Below are 15,755 nucleotides of genomic sequence, written 5' to 3'. Positions count from 1 at the left end.
CCTGGAATTTCTTGTTGGGAGAGATTTAGCAGCACGGGGCGAGGAAAAACAATGTCGGGGAAGCGTCGCCCCGGGCAGGGCCGGGGTGACGCGACGGAATGGGCCTCAGGCTGTTTCGTCGGAAGGCTTGAAACCTTCGCCCATCGTGCCTTCGACGCGCTGGCGGCGGGCGTTGTGCGCGAGATCGCCGGGCTTGTCTTCGTTCTCGGGCCGCGAGGTCGCCATGCGCAGCACCTCGGCATAGCTCGACTTCGTCTCGATCCGCGGGCCGAAGCCGTTGGCGATCAGGAAGGCGCGGGTCTTGGGCAGGTTGTAGCAGGGCACCCACATCATGAGATGGTGCTCGACGTGGTAGTTCACCCAGTAGGGCGCGACGAGGGCGCGCTCGAAGATGTTCGCCTTGGTGGTGCGGGCGTTGCGGAAGTCGTCATTGCTGTCCGGCACCATCGCGTGTTCCGCGATGTTGCGGATGCGCGTGATCGCCTGCTGCCAGGTGAGGAAGGGCAGGAGCCAGAGCGCGAAGTAGAGATACCAATGCCCGCTGATGGCGAGGATCGCGAAGATGACGAACTGGCAGATCGTGGCGCGGCCGAGCTTCGTCCAGTAATTCTGCAGGCGGCGTTCGAGCGGCCAGTCGGGGCGGCCAAGCGCATTCAGGATCTGCGCCTTGCGCTGCTGGTAGCCCGTCTGGCCGGTGAGGTCGCGAATCATCTTGCGGCGAAAGCTCGACTTCGTGATCGGAAAGGGCGCGGAGAGGATGAGGTCCGGGTCCTCGGCCTGCTGCGTATGGGCGTGGTGCTTCAGGTGATAGCGGCGATAGGCGCCCGTCTCCGCCATCATCGGATAGGCGCAGAGCCACTGGCTGAGGAAATTATTGAGCTTCGGATTGTGGCAGAGGACGCCATGCGCCCCGTCATGCATCAGGATCGCGAGGCCGAGCTGGCGGGCGCCAATCAATGCCACCGCGACGAGGAAGGTCACCGGATTGGGGAGCCAGACGAAAAGCGCCATGGAGCCGAAGATGACGGCCCACGCATGAACGACACACCACAGGCCGCGCCAGTCGGAGCGGGCGCGGACGATGGAAAGCTGGGCAGGGGTCAGGAGTTCGCTGGCACTTATCATGCTCTGATCCTCGGTTCGGCAATCCTGGGTTCTGGCGTCTTCACTTTGATACGCGGCTGGAGCAGGCCGACGCCTGCGAGGCAGAAGGCCATGATCTCGTCGACGACCTTATCGCCTTTCTCCTCAAGTTCGTGTGACTCGGGCGCGAGCGGGCCGATCAGCGCCGTGGGGATCGCGCCCGCGATGCAGGCGGCGGTGACCTTCACGTCGCGCGGCGCGAATTCGCCAGCCGCGATACCTTCTTCGAGAATGCCAGCGAAGATCTCGCCATGGGTGCGGCGGAAGCGGGCGCGCTCCTCGGCAAGGCCGACATCGACGGGTTCGGCCAGCAGCGCATAGGCAAGCCTGCGGCCGCGCACGGCGCGGGTGGCAAAGGTGCGTAACACCGATTCAAGTCTCTTGGCTGCCGTGCCGGGACCCTGGGCGATACCGGCGAGCACGTTCATCTCGCGGGCCGAAACCTCGCGGAAGACCTGCCGGCAAAGCTCCTCCTTGGAGGGGAAATAGCGATAGAGCGTTCCGGTGGCGACGCCGGCCTTGCGCGCGACTTCCGTCATCTGCGCGGCGGCGAATCCGCCTTCAGCGACAAGCTCGCGAGCCGCATTCAGGATATGCCGCCGAGTGTCGGCAAGTCGTGCGGATACGGAATCGGTGCGTCTATAGGCCAAAGCATGAACCTCCATTCGAATAAAGGAAATGAACTATGATTCAGATTTGTCGTCAAGACGTTCGTGATGGAGCTTCGGGGAGCGGGCACCTGCCGCCGGCTGTCATTTGGGTTTTATGTTGTGAAATATAATTCACTCTTATAAGCGGCGCGCCTGATGGCCGGTGAGAGCTGCCGGCTTCGATAGCTGAAAAAGTGAAACCAAATTCATTATCCTGCGCCAATGGGTTTGCGTTTCCGCCAAGCGATGGAGCGCGACAGGGCGCGAATCCTGAGCCATAAAGCGCAGCGCGGGGTCGAGGGGACCCGCCAGGCGGCGTGATGGCTGCGGGATTCCAGCTTCGAGCGATATCCATGGACACGTCCTCCACGCCTCACGTCTCCCTCAAAAGCCTCCTCGGGGTGCGGGATTTCCGTTTCTTCCTGACGGGGCGGTTTCTTGGAACGCTGGGCGCGCAGATCCAGTCGGTCGCGGTTGGCTGGCAGATCTATGATCTGACCCATAGCGCGACGGCGCTGGGCTTTGTCGGGCTCGCGCAGTTCCTGCCCATGGTGCTGCTGATCCTGCCGGCCGGCGACGTTGCCGACCGGATCGACCGCCGGCTGATCGTGGCGGTGAGCTACAGTCTGCAGGCGCTCGCCATCGCGCTCCTCATCGCGCTCACCCATATGGAAACGGCGAATGTCTGGCCCTTCTATCTGGTGCTGGTCCTAACCGGCATTTCACGCGCCTTTGCCGGGCCGGCGCTGCGCTCCTTCGTGCCGCTGCTCGTGTCCAAGGAGCAGATGCCGCGCGCCATCGCGCTCAGTTCGTCGTCCTTTCAGGTCGCGGTGATCGGTGGCCCTGCGCTGGGCGGCATCATTTACATCTGGGGACCGACGGCGGCCTATGCGGCCTGCCTTCTCTTCTTCGCCGCTGTGGCAGTCGCCTTCGTCGCGCTGCGGACGCAGCATCAGCAGCAGCCCGTCGATCCGACCATGGGGGCCTTCGCCCGCGCCATGGCGGGCGTCGCCTATATCAGGACGCAGCCCATCGTGCTCGGCGCGATCTCGCTCGATCTCTTCGCGGTGCTGCTCGGCGGCGCGACGGCGCTGCTCCCGATCTACGCGAAGGATATTCTGCATGTGGGGCCGGAGGGCCTCGGCCTCATGCGCTCGGCGCCGGCCATCGGCGCGGTCATCGTCAATTTCCTGCTCATCTGGCGGCCGCTCCACCGGCATACGGGCCTTGCGATGTTTGCCTGTGTCGCGCTGTTCGGTGTGGCGACCATCGTCTTCGGTCTTTCCGAGAGCTTTGCATTGTCCCTTGCGGCGCTTTTCGTCATGGGCGGCGCGGACATGGTGAGCGTTTTCGTGCGCTCGACGCTTATCCCGCTTGCGACGCCGCCCGAGAAGCTCGGCCGCGTCAGCGCCGTCGATCTCATCTTCATCAGCGCGTCGAACGAATTCGGAGAGTTCGAAAGCGGCATGGTCGCGGGCTGGATCGGCGCCGTGCCCGCAGTCGTGGTCGGCGGGATCGGCACGATCGGCGTCGTCGCGCTCTGGATGTGGCTCTTCCCGGCCTTGCGCAGGATCGACAGGCTGACGGATGTGAAGCCGGGCTAGATGAAAATGCGGTCGACCGCAATGGCTGCGAAGACGATCAATCCGAAATCGCGGTTGGAACGGAAGAGCTTCAGGCAGCGGCCCGAGTCGTCGATGTCGAGCGAACGGATCTGCCAGACGAGATGCGCGACGGCGAGCGCAATGCCCGCGAAGTAGATCGGCCCAAGCGCGCCCGAAATGCCGACCGCGACAAGCGTGATCGACATCGCGCCATAGAACATCCACATCCAGCGATGTGTCGCCGCGCCGAAGCGCAGCGCCGTCGATTTGACGCCGATCAGCGCGTCGTCATCCTTGTCCTGATGCGCATAAATCGTGTCATAGCCGATGGTCCAGGCGATGGAGCCAAGATAGAGCAGCACCGGCGCAAGCGCGAGGTGATCTGTCGCCGCCGCATAGCCCATCAGCGCGCCCCAGTTGAAGGCGAGGCCGAGCACGAATTGCGGCCAATAGGTGATGCGCTTCATGAAAGGATAGGCGGCGACGATGGCCAGCGATGAAATGCCGAGCAGGATCGCGAGCGGCGAAAGCGCCAGCAGCACGGCGAGGCCGATCAGGCATTGAAGGACGAGGAACGCCCAGGCCTGTTTCACGCTCACCGCGCCGCTGGGGATCGGGCGCGAGCGTGTGCGCTCGACGCGACCATCGAAATCGCGGTCCACAATGTCGTTGAAGGTGCAGCCCGCGCCGCGCATGACGATGGCGCCGGCGGCGAAAAGAACGAGCAGGCGGAAATCGGGCAAGCCACCGGCGGCAAGCGCAATCGACCACCAGCAGGGAAGCAGCAAGAGCCAGGTGCCGATGGGCCTGTCGAGCCGCGCGAGGCGCGCATAGGGGCGGAGCGGCGCTGGCGCCCAGCGGTCGACCCAGTTTTCAGCCGGTGCGTCGGCGACGCGGGTTTCGCTGGCGGAAGTGGACATGAACTCAAAGCCCGATGGTGATGGTGCCGGCAGGATACTCGCCATTGAGAAGGGGCGGCAGATATTCCTTGAGGCAGAGCGGATAGAAAATATCGTCGCTCGCCATCAACTCATCCATATCCCACCATTTCATGTCTTTTATCACGGCGCGTTCGAGCTCGGTCCAGTTCTCGCTGCTCAAGGCGCTTTGTTTCGGTTGCCGACTAATCAGCCAGATAAGTCCATCCCGTGGGAGTAGGGAGCCCGCTCGCGTCAAGGGTATAAGCATGGTCGGAAAATTTTCGCTTCCGACCGATGCCAAATTGGCGAACGTCCATACCTCAAGCTCAGTCGCCATTCGGATTTCCTCCAAACTTGATTGAATAGATCAAGACTTCGTCATCTCCCGCTACAGCAAGCAGGCCGCCGTCGTGCAAAAAGGCGATATCCGCGCATTCTTGAGAGAATTTGCGCAGCACCGCAATTTCTCGCAAATCCGACAGGCTATAGACAACCAGCCGTCTGTCACCGCCGGAGGCCACAACGATGCCACCCTCCCGCCAAAGGCGAACGGTCCCGATTTGAGGCGATAGAGTCGCCGAGGCTATTTTTTCCTTGGTCTTCAGATTCCAGAGCCGAAGAGTATCCATGTCTCCATAGGGCACAATTTTGCCTGACACCTGGTCTCGCCGCCTTCCCACCCCGGCCTGGCCTGCGATTACTCGATTCCCACCTTCTTCAACCGCGATCGATTTGATCCACGAGCTCGTGATAGGAAACTCCTCGACCATCTGCGCTTGAGAAACGCTCCAGATCTGCAGTCCACCGTAGACATCGGATGTCACAAGCTGATCATCCAGCGGACCCGCCGCCAAAGCCATCACCCCCCATTTGGGTCGTATAAAGGAAACTATGTTCCACTTCTTGGCGTCGTAGACATAGACACCCGCCTTTCGGGCTTGTTTTGCCCGATGGTTCACAAACAAATATTTTCCGTCATGACTTAGATCGAAATTGCGAGGCTGATTTGCCATCGCCCAACCGTCTGGGCCCGAAATCTCGTTTGGCCCGTCAACCTGTCGAATGATTTCGCCACTTGGCACATCGACGAGCGTCACCGCGGAGCGGTCGTCGCCAAGTTGCGTGGAAGAGACGATGAGAGTCTTGCTGTCCGGCATAAACAGCATTCGACCGGCGCCCATTGTCTTCTTGGTGATGACATGAAGCTGGCGCCAGGATTTTACATCCCAGATTCTGACGACTTTGTCGTAATAGTCTGAGGTTGCGAGATAGCGGCCATCTGAACTCCAGGCGACAGCGGTCGTATATTGTCCAAACCTGAGCGTTTTGATCAGCTCGATTTTCAGCATTCCAGGCGCGGACTTGCCATCCACCATGCTCCACATGGTGTCCGTTTCTTTCAACCAGAGATGGCCTATAAAAAGCGTGAATAGTGATGCCGTGACCAAGCCCGCGGCGATCCAGATTCTCTTTCGGACGACCACCGTATTCTCAGACGCCACAAAGCCCCCCTCTGGTTTCGAGAATCCTTCGGAAGTAAGTTGGGCACAATCGGAATCCGAATGTGCAAAAAATGCGATATTGTGCCGGATTCGGCAAATGCACCGCCAAGGTGCAAAGCCTCAACGAACTCCACGTCAAAAACTATGTAAAGATATTCCTTATACAATCAGATTTATATAGAAAAGACCTTTGATTATCTTTTAAAACTCCGTTTACTGACATTATGTCAATGCTCCCTGATCACCTCGGCGCGGTAGCGCAAAGAGCGGCGTCAACTTCTTCGGTCCAGGCGAGGAAATAGGTTTCCTCGAATAGCCGCTTCTCGCCTTTGACGGTGAGGACGCATTCGCGATACCAGACCGGCGGTCCGAGGCGGACCTTTGTGTGCCCGGTCTCCTCGCCGATTTCGCGCAGAGCCGCCGTGGCCGGGTCTTCGCCGGGCTCGATGCCGCCGCCGATGGTGAACCAGTAGGATGTGTCCGAGACGCGGCCCTCGTGGTCCCCGACATCCGGGTCGTGCGCGCGCATGAGCAGCAATCGGCCCCCGGCGTCGAGGAAGAGAATGCGAACGGTTGGGCGAGTTTGCATGGGGCCGACGGTTTTCGTTTCCGATTGTCTTGTGATTACCATAGTTCTAATCGTCATGCCCCGGTCAAGCCGGGCCATGACGGAGAGGGTGACAGCGCGATGCGCGACGACGAAGACGACGACAGCCCCGCGCATTGCGGCACCGGCAAGACGCGGCTTTATGTCGATGCGCCGATGGCGGCGGGCGGCGACGTCCAGCTCGACAAGGACCAGTCACATTACCTCATCAATGTGCTGCGCATGGGGCAGGGCGAGCGTGTTCTCATCTTCAACGGGCATGACGGCGAATGGGCCGCCGAGATTGAAGAAGCCTCGAAGAAGGCGGCGATCCTGCGCGTGATCGAGCGGACGCGGGCGCATCAGCCGCTGCCCGACATATGGCTTCTCTTCGCGCCGGTGAAGCGCGCGCGGCTCGACTTCATCGCCCAGAAGGCGACCGAAATGGGCGCCGCAATGATCCAGCCGGTCATCACGCGGCGCACCATCGTTTCGCGCGTCAAGGATCAGCGCCTGCAGGCCAATGTCGTCGAGGCGGCCGAGCAATGCGGGCTAGTGGCGCTGCCCGAGGTGCGCGAGGCGGAGAAGCTCGACACGCTGCTCGACCGCTGGAGCGAACGCGAAGGGCCAAGGCGCATTCTCTTCTGCGATGAGGCCGCCGAGCCCGGCGGCTCGAAAGTGGCGTTGGAGCGCCTCGCGGCGGAAGGCGGCAGGGGGCAACCTTATGCTTTGCTCATCGGCCCCGAAGGCGGCTTCGACGCGGAAGAACGCGCCCGGCTTCATACCCGCAAGGACACGGTGGCGATCTCGCTCGGGCCCCGCATCCTGCGGGCCGATACGGCCGCCATCGCGGCGCTTGCTGCCGTCCAGATGATTTTGGGCGACTGGTAGCAGGCGGACGCTTTTTGCGTAGCGTTCGCAAGTTCACGGAGGCAATTCTTTAGCGCTTGTCAGGTCGCGGCGGCGCTCCTACATGTTGGCGACGTCAGAAAAAGGGCCGGGGACCGGGCAGGGGCGATGCGGCCTCGCGATCAACGACACGGCCTGTCCAACCCAGGGGGCTCTTCATGAGCGTACTCGTCGCAGGGCCCGAGCCCATCACGAGCCGGGACGATCTCGTCGCCGCGCTCGAACGCGGCTCCAAGCCGAAGGCCGAATGGCGCATCGGCACGGAGCATGAGAAGTTTCCCTTCCACCTCGCCGACCATTCGCCCGTCCCCTATGAAGGGGCAAACGGCATCCGCGCCATGCTGGAAGGCCTGCAACGTTTCGGCTGGCTTCCCGTGCGCGAGGGCGAGACGCTGATCGGCCTCGAAAGCCCGAAGGGTGGCGGCAATATTTCACTTGAGCCCGGCGGACAATTCGAGCTTTCGGGCGCACCGCTCGAAACGCTGCACCAGACCTGCGCGGAACTGCACGACCATCTCGCGCAGGTGCGCGAAGTCGGCGGCGAACTCGGCCTCGGTTTCCTCGGTCTCGGTTTCACGCCCAATTGGCGGCGCGACCAGATCCCGGTCATGCCCAAGGGCCGCTACAAGATCATGACCGAGTACATGAAGAAGGTCGGGACCATGGGTCTCGACATGATGTACCGCTCCTGCACCGTTCAGGTGAATCTCGATTTCGCTTCCGAAGCGGACATGGTGAAGAAGCTGCGCGTCGCCGTCGCGCTCCAGCCCATCGCCACGGCGATTTTCGCCAATTCTCCGTTTACGGAAGGAAAGCCGAACGGCTATCTCTCCTACCGCTCGCATGTCTGGACCGATACGGACCGCGCGCGGACAGGCATGATCCCCTTCATCTTCGATGAGGGCTTCGGTTTCGAGCAATATGTCGACTACGCGCTCGACGTGCCGATGTATTTCGTGCATCGCGAGAAGGGCTATATCGACGTGACGGGCCAGTCCTTCCGTACCTTCATGGAAGGCAAGCTCAAGGGCGCCGAGGGCGAGACGCCGACGCGGGGCGACTGGATCAACCACCTGACGACCATTTTCCCGGAAGCGCGGCTCAAGAATTACATCGAGATGCGCGGCGCCGATGGCGGGCCCTGGGCGCGGATCTGCGCGCTGCCTGCTTTCTGGGTCGGCCTCACCTATGACCAGTCCTCGCTCGATGCGGCCTGGGATCTCGTCAAGGACTGGACGGCGGAAGAACGCCAGCAGCTTCGCGATGATGTGCCCCGCCTAGGCTTCAAGACGCCTTTCCGCAATGGCACGCTTCTCGACATCGCGCGCCGCGCGGTCGAGATTTCGCGCGCGGGCCTGAAGGCGCGTGCCAAGGACGATGGCGCGGGCTCGGAGAACGAAACCGTGTTCCTTTCCACCGTTGAGGACATAGTCGGCAAGGGCAAATCGCCCGCCGAGGAAATGCTCGAAGCCTTCCACGGGCGCTGGAACGGCAGCGTCGATCCGGTGTTCAAGGAGTATGCGTTCTAGTCTTTGACGCGCTCTCCTTTTGCGTCATGCCCGGGCTTGACCCGGGCATCCACGTCTTTCTTGATAGCGGTGATTAAAGTCATGGATGGCCCGAACAAGTCGGGCCATGACGATGCGGGGGAAAACGGGAGGACGCCATGTTCAGTCACGTGACCATCGGATCGAATAATCCGCAGAAGCTTGAAGCCTTTTACGACGCGGTGCTGGCGACGCTCGGCATCCAATCCTTCTTCAAGATTGACGGCACACTGAGCTACGGCACGGCGGCAGGACCGAAGGTCTTCGTGCTGAAGCCCTTCGATGGCAAACCGCATGTGCCGGGCAATGGCGGCCATGTCGCCTTCCTTGCGCCGAACCGCGCGGCGGTCGATGCCTTCCATGCCGCAGCCCTTGCTCACGGCGGCACCAGCGAAGGCGCGCCGGGCCTCCGCCCGCATTACCATCCGAATTACTACGGCGCTTATGTGCGCGATCCCGAGGGCAACAAGATTCAGGCGGTCTGCCACAGCAAGAACGGGTGAGGCAGATGAAGCGCATTCTCGTCATCGGCTGCTCCGGTGGCGGCAAGTCGACGCTTGCGCGGGCGCTGGGTGCGCAGCTTGATCTGCCGGTGATACATCTCGACCAGATATGGTGGACGCCCGGCTGGGTCGAGCTCGGAGACGAGCAGTTCCTTCCGAAGCTCGATGAAGCGCTTGCGGGTGAGCGCTGGATTATTGACGGGAATTACACCAAGACCTTCGATCGTCGCATGCCGTGCGCTGACACGATCATCTGGGTCGACCAGCCGCGCGGTGTCTGTTTCCGCCGCGCGCTATGGCGTGCGGTGACGCAGTTCGGACGTGCGCGCGAGGATGTGGCGCCGGGCTGTCCTGAGCGCATCGACCCCGAGTTCTTCCGCTATGTCTGGACGTTCAAGGAAAAACACGACGCGAAGATTGAGGATGCCATCGCAAAGCATGGCGTGCATGCGGCGCTGGTGCGATTGTGCAGCGACACCGAGATCGCTGCATTTCTGGATAGTGTCTAGTCGCTTGTTTCAGGGTGGTGCTCAAAGAGCGCATCTTCAAGCAGGACGCTCCCCTCGCGCTTGCGCCCCATAAGAGGAAACATTTCGAGAAAGCTTGTGCCCCACCATGCGCTCATGACGAGCAGGAATACTCCAAAGGTATGAAAATTGAAGGCGAGCACTAGCCATGTCCTGATGATGAGTCGAAGGAGCAATCTGTGGCTCCATGGCCGCGTCTCATTTTTCTGCCACAGGCGGAACCGTACGTAAGAATAGGTGAGCGCCGTCAGGCAGGCAGGGCCAAGCACGAAGAGCAGCGCGAGCAGGAATGGCGACTTGAAGATCAGGACGAGCCAAATCGGAAGGAAGAAAGCCATACTGGCAAGAAATGACATGAGCGCCATGGCAGAGGCCACAACGCCAAGCGTAGCGATGGCGAGTTCGCGCCACGGCGAATGCAGAACGGCTATCCGAGAAAGCGTCGCTTCGAATGCGCCTTTGCGGTCCGCAGTATTCTGCCGAGTCTGACTCAAGCTTACGCCGCCTTCGCCGTTCCGCCGACCGTCAGCCCGTTGATCCGCAGCGTTGCCTGACCGACGCCGACGGGGACGCCCTGGCCGGCCTTGCCGCAGGTGCCAATGCCCGGATCGAGCTTCATGTCGTTTCCGATCATGGCGACGCGGGTGAGCACATCCGGGCCGTTGCCGATGATGGTTGCGCCCTTCACCGGTGCGCCGATCTTGCCGTTCTCGATGAGATAGGCCTCGGTGCAGGTGAAGACGAACTTGCCGCTGGTGATGTCCACCTGACCGCCTCCGAAGGAGACGGCATAAAGGCCCTTCTTCACCGAGCGCAGGATTTCGTCGGGCTCGTGATTGCCGGAGAGCATGTAGGTGTTGGTCATGCGCGGCATGGGCTGATGCGCGTAGGATTCGCGCCGCCCGTTGCCGGTGGGCGCCATGCCCATGAGGCGGGCATTCATCCGGTCCTGCATGTAGCCCTTGAGGATGCCGTCCTCGATCAGCACGGTGCGCGAGGTCGGCGTGCCTTCATCGTCGACCGAGAGCGAGCCGCGGCGGTTCGCCAGCGTGCCGTCATCGACGACTGTGACGCCGGGGGCCGCGACGCGGCTGCCGAGCAGGCCGGAGAAGGCGGAGGTCTTCTTGCGGTTGAAGTCGCCTTCAAGCCCATGGCCGATCGCTTCGTGAAGCAGGATTCCCGGCCATCCCGGCCCGAGCACCACATCCATCTCGCCGGCCGGCGCCGGAACTGAATCCAGATTCACTAAAGCCTGACGCAGGGCTTCGTCCACCTGCGCCTGCCATTGCAGCGGGTCTATATAGATGTCGTAGCCGGTACGGCCGCCCACGCCATAGCTGCCGGTTTCCTGCCGGTCGCCCTGACCGGCGATGACGGAGACATTGAGCCGGACGAGGGGGCGGATATCGCGCACGAAGGTGCCATCCGGCCGGATGATCTCGACCGCCTGCCACTCGCCGACCAGCGATGCCGAAACCTGCCGGACGCGGGAATCCTTGGCGCGGGCATAGGCGTCAATATCTGAAAGCAGTTTCACTTTTTGCTCGAAGCTCTGCGCGCCGAGCGGGTTCTCATCGGAATAGAGATGAATGTTGGTTCGCTTCGGGCCTTCAGCCAGCGTGAAGCTGCGGCCCTGCTTCACCGCCTGCACCGCCTCGCCCGCGCGTTTGATCGCGCTCTCGGAAAGGTCCGAGGCATGGGCAAAGCCCGTCGATTCGCCGACCACGCAGCGCAGGCCGAATCCCTGCGACGTGTCGAAATTCGCGGTCTTGAGACGCCCGTCGTCGAAGGCGAGGGCTTCCGACTGGCGGTATTCGAGGAAAAGCTCGCCATCCTCCGCGCCGTCGAGCGCTTGGCCCACGAGTTTCTCGACCCGTGAACGGTCGAGCCCGGCTTGCGAGAAGAAAAGGTCGTCAGCGGAGTTGCTCATCTCAATTCCCGATCTTGCCGTCGCGCGGGGTGTCCGGGACGGCCGTTATTTGCGCGCGAGCCATTCCTCGACCGGAACCAGCCGCCGGGGCAGGCCCGAGAGGTCGCAGCGCACGACGTTCGAACCGCAGCTATAGAGCGGATATTGCACCACGCGAAGCTGCTTCAGATCGACCAGGAAAACGCCATTGATGCGGCCGAACCAATTGTCCCATTCGGTGAAGCGCCACTCTTCCCAGCCCGGGGGCGGGGGCGCGATCACGTCTTCCACCATATCGGGATGGCAGGCACAAAATCCAACCACCGAGCGGCCCGGGCTGCGAGGGTCGAGATAGGGCGCCGCCTCGCTGATGAGATCGGGTGCCGCTGCGCCATTGGCGGCAAGGACGAGACCAGCCGAAATCTGCCGGCCGTAGTGAAAATGGATCAGGGCCTCGTCACGCATCTACATCTGCCTCCTGAGAGTGACTATCACTTTACTCCTTTGCGACGCTGCGTCGATCCCTTTCCCGTAATGCTGTGCGAGGGGCGGTGCGCGTCCAGCCGAGCTGCTTCAATTGTGGCAAAACGTCGCAAAAGGCAGCCAAGGGATGTGGCTGATCGCCGCTGCGTGTCTATACTCGCGAGACGACTCGACGAGAACGAAATTCAAGAGCGATTGCAGCTCCAGTTCGCTCATCGAAGGGGATGGGGGGATTTTCACGCGTCGAGATGCTTGCGGCGGGCATCGGTTTATGTTTTCTGACGCCCAGAATTCTACATGCGGCTTTTCGTCCTGCGACGGCGCGACCACTTGAAGGCGGTCTGCGACACGCGGGGAGGGATGGAGGGGGAAGGCGGCGTCAGGCCCGGGGCGGACGGCGGCACTCCTCAAAAAAGGGACAGGCCTGCAATTGTTGCAGGATCGGAATTTGTGTTGGCAGGTCGAAACTTCTTCGAAAGGCGGCGCTCTTCGGCAGGAAGAGGCTCACCTAAAGCGGGAAGACACTGGGAGCTGGGAACAAGCATGCGGTTTCTGATTGGTATGGGCCTCTTCGCGATCGCGCTCGCGATCGGTCATCTGGATGGCGGTTTCATCGCCTCGGCGCTTGCGGACGGCATGCCGGCACCCAAGGAGATGGGCATGCAGGCGGCGGCGACGCCGGTCATGGAAGACCTGATCGCCTTCCACAACCTACTCCTCTACATCGTCACCGCCATCGTGCTCTTCGTCACGTTGCTGCTCATCATCGTGATGGTGCGCTTCAATCGTAAGTCGAATCCGACGCCGTCGAAGACGACGCACAACACGCTCATCGAAGTGGTGTGGACTGTTCTCCCGGTGATGATCCTCGTCGTCATCGCGATCCCCTCCTTCCGTCTCCTTTACAAGGAAGTCGTGATTCCGCAGGCGGAGCTGACCGTCAAGGCGACCGGCTACCAGTGGTACTGGGGCTATGAGTATCCGGACGAGGGCGGCATCGCCTTCGACTCGAACATCATCGAGGACAAGGACCTGAAGCCGGGCCAGCCGCGCCTTCTCGCCGCAGATAACTCGATGGTCGTTCCCGTCGACACCACGGTCCGCGTGATCGTCACCGGCGCCGACGTGATCCACTCCTTCGCGGTCCCCTCGTTCGGCGTGAAGATCGACGCCATCCCGGGCCGTCTGAACGAAACATGGTTCAAGGCGACCAGGACCGGCATGTTCTACGGCCAGTGCTCCGAACTTTGCGGCCAGTCGCACGCCTTCATGCCGATCAGCATCAAGGTCGTGACGAAGGAAGAATTCGCAAGCTGGCTCGCGGAGCAGAAGAAGTCGGCCGACGCTGGCTCCTCTTCCGCGCTGGTGAAGACGGCGCAGGCCGAAATCGCCCACTGAACCCGGCTTCGGCTTAGACAGACAACAGAACAGTTATAAGAGCGAAGGATAAGACAGATGGCAGGGCAAGCTGAGGCCGCGCACGCCGCTCACGCCGACCACCCCACGGGCTGGAGGCGCTACGTCTATTCGACCAACCACAAAGACATCGGCACGATGTACCTGATCTTCGCGATCATCGCGGGTCTGGTCGGCGGTACGATGTCCGTGATGATCCGCATGAACCTGATGTATCCGGGCGGCGGCATCCTTCACCTCGACCACAATCTCTATAACGTGCTGGTGACCGGCCACGGCCTGATCATGATCTTCTTCATGGTCATGCCTGCCATGATCGGCGGTTTTGGCAACTGGTTCGTGCCGCTCATGATCGGCGCGCCGGACATGGCCTTCCCGCGCATGAACAACATTTCGTTCTGGCTGCTGCCGCCTGCGTTGGCGCTGCTCGTCATCTCGATGTTCGTTCCCGGTCAGCCGGGCGGCCTCGGCGTCGCCGGCGGCTGGACGATCTATCCGCCGCTCTCGACCTCCGGCACCCCCGGACCGGCGATGGACTTCGCGATCCTCAGCCTCCACATCGCGGGCGCCTCGTCGATTCTCGGTTCGATCAACTTCATCACCACGATCTTCAACATGCGCGCGCCGGGCATGACGCTGCACAAGATGCCGCTCTTCGTCTGGTCGGTTCTGGTGACGGTGTTCCTGCTTCTGCTCTCGCTCCCGGTTCTCGCCGGCGCGATCACGATGCTCCTCACCGACCGCAACTTCGGCACGACCTTCTTCAAGGCTGAAGGCGGCGGCGATCCGGTGCTCTTCCAGCATCTCTTCTGGTTCTTCGGCCATCCCGAAGTGTACATCCTCATCCTGCCAGGCTTCGGCATGATCAGCCAGATCATCTCGACCTTCTCGCGCAAGCCCGTGTTCGGCTATCTCGGCATGGCCTATGCCATGGTCGCGATCGGTGTCGTCGGCTTCGTCGTGTGGGCGCACCACATGTATACGGTCGGCCTCTCGGTCAACACGCAGGCCTATTTCGTCGCCGCGACGATGGTCATCGCCGTTCCCACGGGCATCAAGATCTTCTCGTGGATCGCCACGATGTGGGGCGGCTCGATCGAGTTCCGCGCTCCGATGGTCTGGGCGATCGGCTTCATCTTCCTCTTCACCATCGGCGGCGTGACGGGCGTCGTGCTCGCCAATGCCGGCGTCGATCGCGTGCTGCAGGACACCTACTACGTCGTCGCGCACTTCCACTACGTGCTGTCGCTCGGCGCCGTCTTCGCGATCTTCGCGGGCTGGTACTACTGGTTCCCGAAGATCAGCGGCTACATGTACAGCGAGTTCATTGCGAAGCTGCACTTCTGGACGATGTTCGTGGGCGTGAACATGGTGTTCTTCCCGCAGCATTTCCTCGGCCTCTCGGGCATGCCGCGCCGCTATGCGGACTACCCGGATGCGTTCGCCTTCTGGAACTACATCTCCTCGATCGGTTCCTATCTCTCGGTCGTCGGCGTTGCCATCTTCCTCATCGGCGTGATCCACGCCTTCGTGAAGAAGCAGAAGGCTGCCGACAATCCGTGGGGCGAGGGTGCGACGACGCTCGAATGGACCCTGTCCTCACCGCCGCCGTTCCATCAGTTCAACGAACTGCCGCGTATTAAGTAAGCAAGGACCGGTCCCGAAAGATGTCGGACAGTTCGATCACAAGCGATCGCCTCGGGAGCGAGGCCCTGCCGCAAAACGGCATGGCCTCCCCCCGGGACTACTTCGAGCTCCTGAAGCCACGCGTGATGTCGCTCGTGGTGTTCACGGGGCTCGTCGGGCTCGTGGTCGCGCCTGGACACATCAATCCGGTTATCGCCTTCACCGCGCTGCTCTGCATCGCGATCGGCGCGGGCGCGTCGGGCGCGCTCAACATGTGGTACGACGCCGATATCGACGCGAAGTTGGCGCGTACCGCCGGCAGGCCCATTCCGGCCGGCCGGGTCACTCCGGGCGAGGCCTTCGCCTGGGGCATCACTCTTTCGGTCGGCTCGGTGCTGACGATGGCGCTGGCCGTCAATAACACGGCCGC

Annotated in this window: 17 protein-coding genes; 8 read left to right on the top strand and 9 right to left on the bottom strand. The window is 61.8% G+C overall.

What is annotated here, in order from left to right:
• Positions 1–105: 105 nt before the first annotated feature.
• Positions 106–1,125 carry a fatty acid desaturase family protein gene (locus tag ABFC66_RS12970; RefSeq protein WP_346741386.1) on the bottom strand — a complete coding sequence of 340 codons (1,020 nt, stop codon included), beginning with the start codon at positions 1,123–1,125 and terminating at the stop codon, positions 106–108.
• A complete protein-coding gene (locus ABFC66_RS12965; protein ID WP_346741385.1) occupies positions 1,122–1,793 on the bottom strand; it encodes a TetR/AcrR family transcriptional regulator in 672 nt (223 codons plus the stop codon). The genes ABFC66_RS12970 and ABFC66_RS12965 overlap by 4 nt, the downstream gene beginning before the upstream one ends.
• 353 nt (positions 1,794–2,146) lie before the next feature.
• Here ABFC66_RS12965 and ABFC66_RS12960 point away from each other — a divergent pair, with 353 nt between their 5' ends.
• Entirely contained in the window at positions 2,147–3,397 is a 1,251-nt protein-coding gene (locus ABFC66_RS12960) for an MFS transporter (protein WP_346741384.1), read from the top strand.
• Here ABFC66_RS12960 and ubiA read toward each other — a convergent pair.
• The 4 genes from ubiA to ABFC66_RS12940 all read right to left on the bottom strand — a co-directional run bounded on the left by ubiA (position 3,394) and on the right by ABFC66_RS12940 (position 6,408).
• Positions 3,394–4,317, bottom strand: coding sequence for a 4-hydroxybenzoate octaprenyltransferase (gene ubiA, locus ABFC66_RS12955; protein ID WP_346741383.1), 924 nt, complete (start codon positions 4,315–4,317; stop codon positions 3,394–3,396). The genes ABFC66_RS12960 and ubiA overlap by 4 nt on opposite strands.
• Positions 4,318–4,321: 4 nt before the next feature.
• Complete coding sequence (locus ABFC66_RS12950) at positions 4,322–4,654, bottom strand: hypothetical protein (RefSeq protein ID WP_346741382.1); 333 nt, start codon at positions 4,652–4,654, stop codon at positions 4,322–4,324.
• A complete protein-coding gene (locus ABFC66_RS12945; protein ID WP_346741381.1) occupies positions 4,644–5,819 on the bottom strand; it encodes a hypothetical protein in 1,176 nt (391 codons plus the stop codon). The genes ABFC66_RS12950 and ABFC66_RS12945 overlap by 11 nt, the downstream gene beginning before the upstream one ends.
• A gap of 241 nt (positions 5,820–6,060) precedes the next feature.
• Entirely contained in the window at positions 6,061–6,408 is a 348-nt protein-coding gene (locus ABFC66_RS12940; RefSeq protein ID WP_346741380.1) for an NUDIX domain-containing protein, read from the bottom strand.
• A 99-nt stretch (positions 6,409–6,507) separates the two neighbouring features.
• On the opposite strand from ABFC66_RS12940, the gene ABFC66_RS12935 reads away from it, so the two are divergent.
• From ABFC66_RS12935 to ABFC66_RS12920, 4 genes are all read left to right on the top strand, one after another.
• Positions 6,508–7,296, top strand: coding sequence for a 16S rRNA (uracil(1498)-N(3))-methyltransferase (locus ABFC66_RS12935; RefSeq protein ID WP_346741379.1), 789 nt, complete (start codon positions 6,508–6,510; stop codon positions 7,294–7,296).
• 176 nt (positions 7,297–7,472) lie between these two features.
• Positions 7,473–8,843, top strand: coding sequence for a glutamate--cysteine ligase (locus tag ABFC66_RS12930; RefSeq protein ID WP_346741378.1), 1,371 nt, complete (start codon positions 7,473–7,475; stop codon positions 8,841–8,843).
• Between the two features lie 137 nt (positions 8,844–8,980).
• Positions 8,981–9,364, top strand: a complete 384-nt coding sequence (locus tag ABFC66_RS12925) for a VOC family protein (RefSeq protein ID WP_346741377.1) — start codon at positions 8,981–8,983, stop codon at positions 9,362–9,364.
• A gap of 5 nt (positions 9,365–9,369) precedes the next feature.
• Positions 9,370–9,873: a topology modulation protein gene (locus ABFC66_RS12920; protein ID WP_346741376.1), complete on the top strand. Its 504-nt coding sequence runs from the start codon at positions 9,370–9,372 to the stop codon at positions 9,871–9,873.
• Here ABFC66_RS12920 and ABFC66_RS12915 read toward each other — a convergent pair.
• The 3 genes from ABFC66_RS12915 to ABFC66_RS12905 are packed head-to-tail and all read right to left on the bottom strand — an operon-like array spanning position 9,870 to position 12,265.
• On the bottom strand, positions 9,870–10,385 hold the full coding sequence (locus ABFC66_RS12915) for a hypothetical protein (protein ID WP_346741375.1): 516 nt from the start codon (positions 10,383–10,385) through the stop codon (positions 9,870–9,872). The genes ABFC66_RS12920 and ABFC66_RS12915 overlap by 4 nt on opposite strands.
• A 2-nt stretch (positions 10,386–10,387) precedes the next feature.
• Entirely contained in the window at positions 10,388–11,821 is a 1,434-nt protein-coding gene (gene tldD / locus ABFC66_RS12910; RefSeq protein ID WP_346741374.1) for a metalloprotease TldD, read from the bottom strand.
• Between the two features lie 45 nt (positions 11,822–11,866).
• Positions 11,867–12,265 carry a hypothetical protein gene (locus tag ABFC66_RS12905; protein WP_346741373.1) on the bottom strand — a complete coding sequence of 133 codons (399 nt, stop codon included), beginning with the start codon at positions 12,263–12,265 and terminating at the stop codon, positions 11,867–11,869.
• A gap of 561 nt (positions 12,266–12,826) precedes the next feature.
• Between ABFC66_RS12905 and coxB the strand changes: the two genes are divergently transcribed.
• From coxB to ABFC66_RS12890, 3 genes are all read left to right on the top strand, one after another.
• On the top strand, positions 12,827–13,681 hold the full coding sequence (gene coxB / locus ABFC66_RS12900; protein ID WP_346741372.1) for a cytochrome c oxidase subunit II: 855 nt from the start codon (positions 12,827–12,829) through the stop codon (positions 13,679–13,681).
• 57 nt (positions 13,682–13,738) lie between these two features.
• Positions 13,739–15,346, top strand: coding sequence for a cytochrome c oxidase subunit I (gene ctaD, locus ABFC66_RS12895; protein WP_346741371.1), 1,608 nt, complete (start codon positions 13,739–13,741; stop codon positions 15,344–15,346).
• An 80-nt stretch (positions 15,347–15,426) separates the two neighbouring features.
• The coding region (locus tag ABFC66_RS12890; RefSeq protein ID WP_346741370.1) for a UbiA family prenyltransferase at positions 15,427–15,755 on the top strand (329 nt) is incomplete at its 3' end.

Origin of the sequence: Parvibaculum sp. (genome assembly GCF_039680535.1) — a bacterium.
Lineage (GTDB): Bacteria > Pseudomonadota > Alphaproteobacteria > Parvibaculales > Parvibaculaceae > Parvibaculum.
This window is presented reverse-complemented; position numbering and strand designations above follow the sequence as displayed.

Excerpts from the sequence above, each read along its gene's own strand:
- ABFC66_RS12970 (WP_346741386.1), bottom strand. The coding sequence starts at position 1,125 with ATGATAAGTGCCAGCGAACTCCTGACCCCTGCCCAGCTTTCCATCGTC.
- ABFC66_RS12960 (WP_346741384.1), top strand. The coding sequence starts at position 2,147 with ATGGACACGTCCTCCACGCCTCACGTCTCCCTCAAAAGCCTCCTCGGG.
- ubiA (WP_346741383.1), bottom strand. The coding sequence starts at position 4,317 with ATGTCCACTTCCGCCAGCGAAACCCGCGTCGCCGACGCACCGGCTGAA.
- ABFC66_RS12950 (WP_346741382.1), bottom strand. The coding sequence starts at position 4,654 with ATGGCGACTGAGCTTGAGGTATGGACGTTCGCCAATTTGGCATCGGTC.
- ABFC66_RS12940 (WP_346741380.1), bottom strand. The coding sequence starts at position 6,408 with ATGCAAACTCGCCCAACCGTTCGCATTCTCTTCCTCGACGCCGGGGGC.
- ABFC66_RS12935 (WP_346741379.1), top strand. The coding sequence starts at position 6,508 with ATGCGCGACGACGAAGACGACGACAGCCCCGCGCATTGCGGCACCGGC.
- ABFC66_RS12930 (WP_346741378.1), top strand. The coding sequence starts at position 7,473 with ATGAGCGTACTCGTCGCAGGGCCCGAGCCCATCACGAGCCGGGACGAT.
- ABFC66_RS12925 (WP_346741377.1), top strand. The coding sequence starts at position 8,981 with ATGTTCAGTCACGTGACCATCGGATCGAATAATCCGCAGAAGCTTGAA.
- ABFC66_RS12920 (WP_346741376.1), top strand. The coding sequence starts at position 9,370 with ATGAAGCGCATTCTCGTCATCGGCTGCTCCGGTGGCGGCAAGTCGACG.
- tldD (WP_346741374.1), bottom strand. The coding sequence starts at position 11,821 with ATGAGCAACTCCGCTGACGACCTTTTCTTCTCGCAAGCCGGGCTCGAC.
- ABFC66_RS12905 (WP_346741373.1), bottom strand. The coding sequence starts at position 12,265 with ATGCGTGACGAGGCCCTGATCCATTTTCACTACGGCCGGCAGATTTCG.
- coxB (WP_346741372.1), top strand. The coding sequence starts at position 12,827 with ATGCGGTTTCTGATTGGTATGGGCCTCTTCGCGATCGCGCTCGCGATC.
- ctaD (WP_346741371.1), top strand. The coding sequence starts at position 13,739 with ATGGCAGGGCAAGCTGAGGCCGCGCACGCCGCTCACGCCGACCACCCC.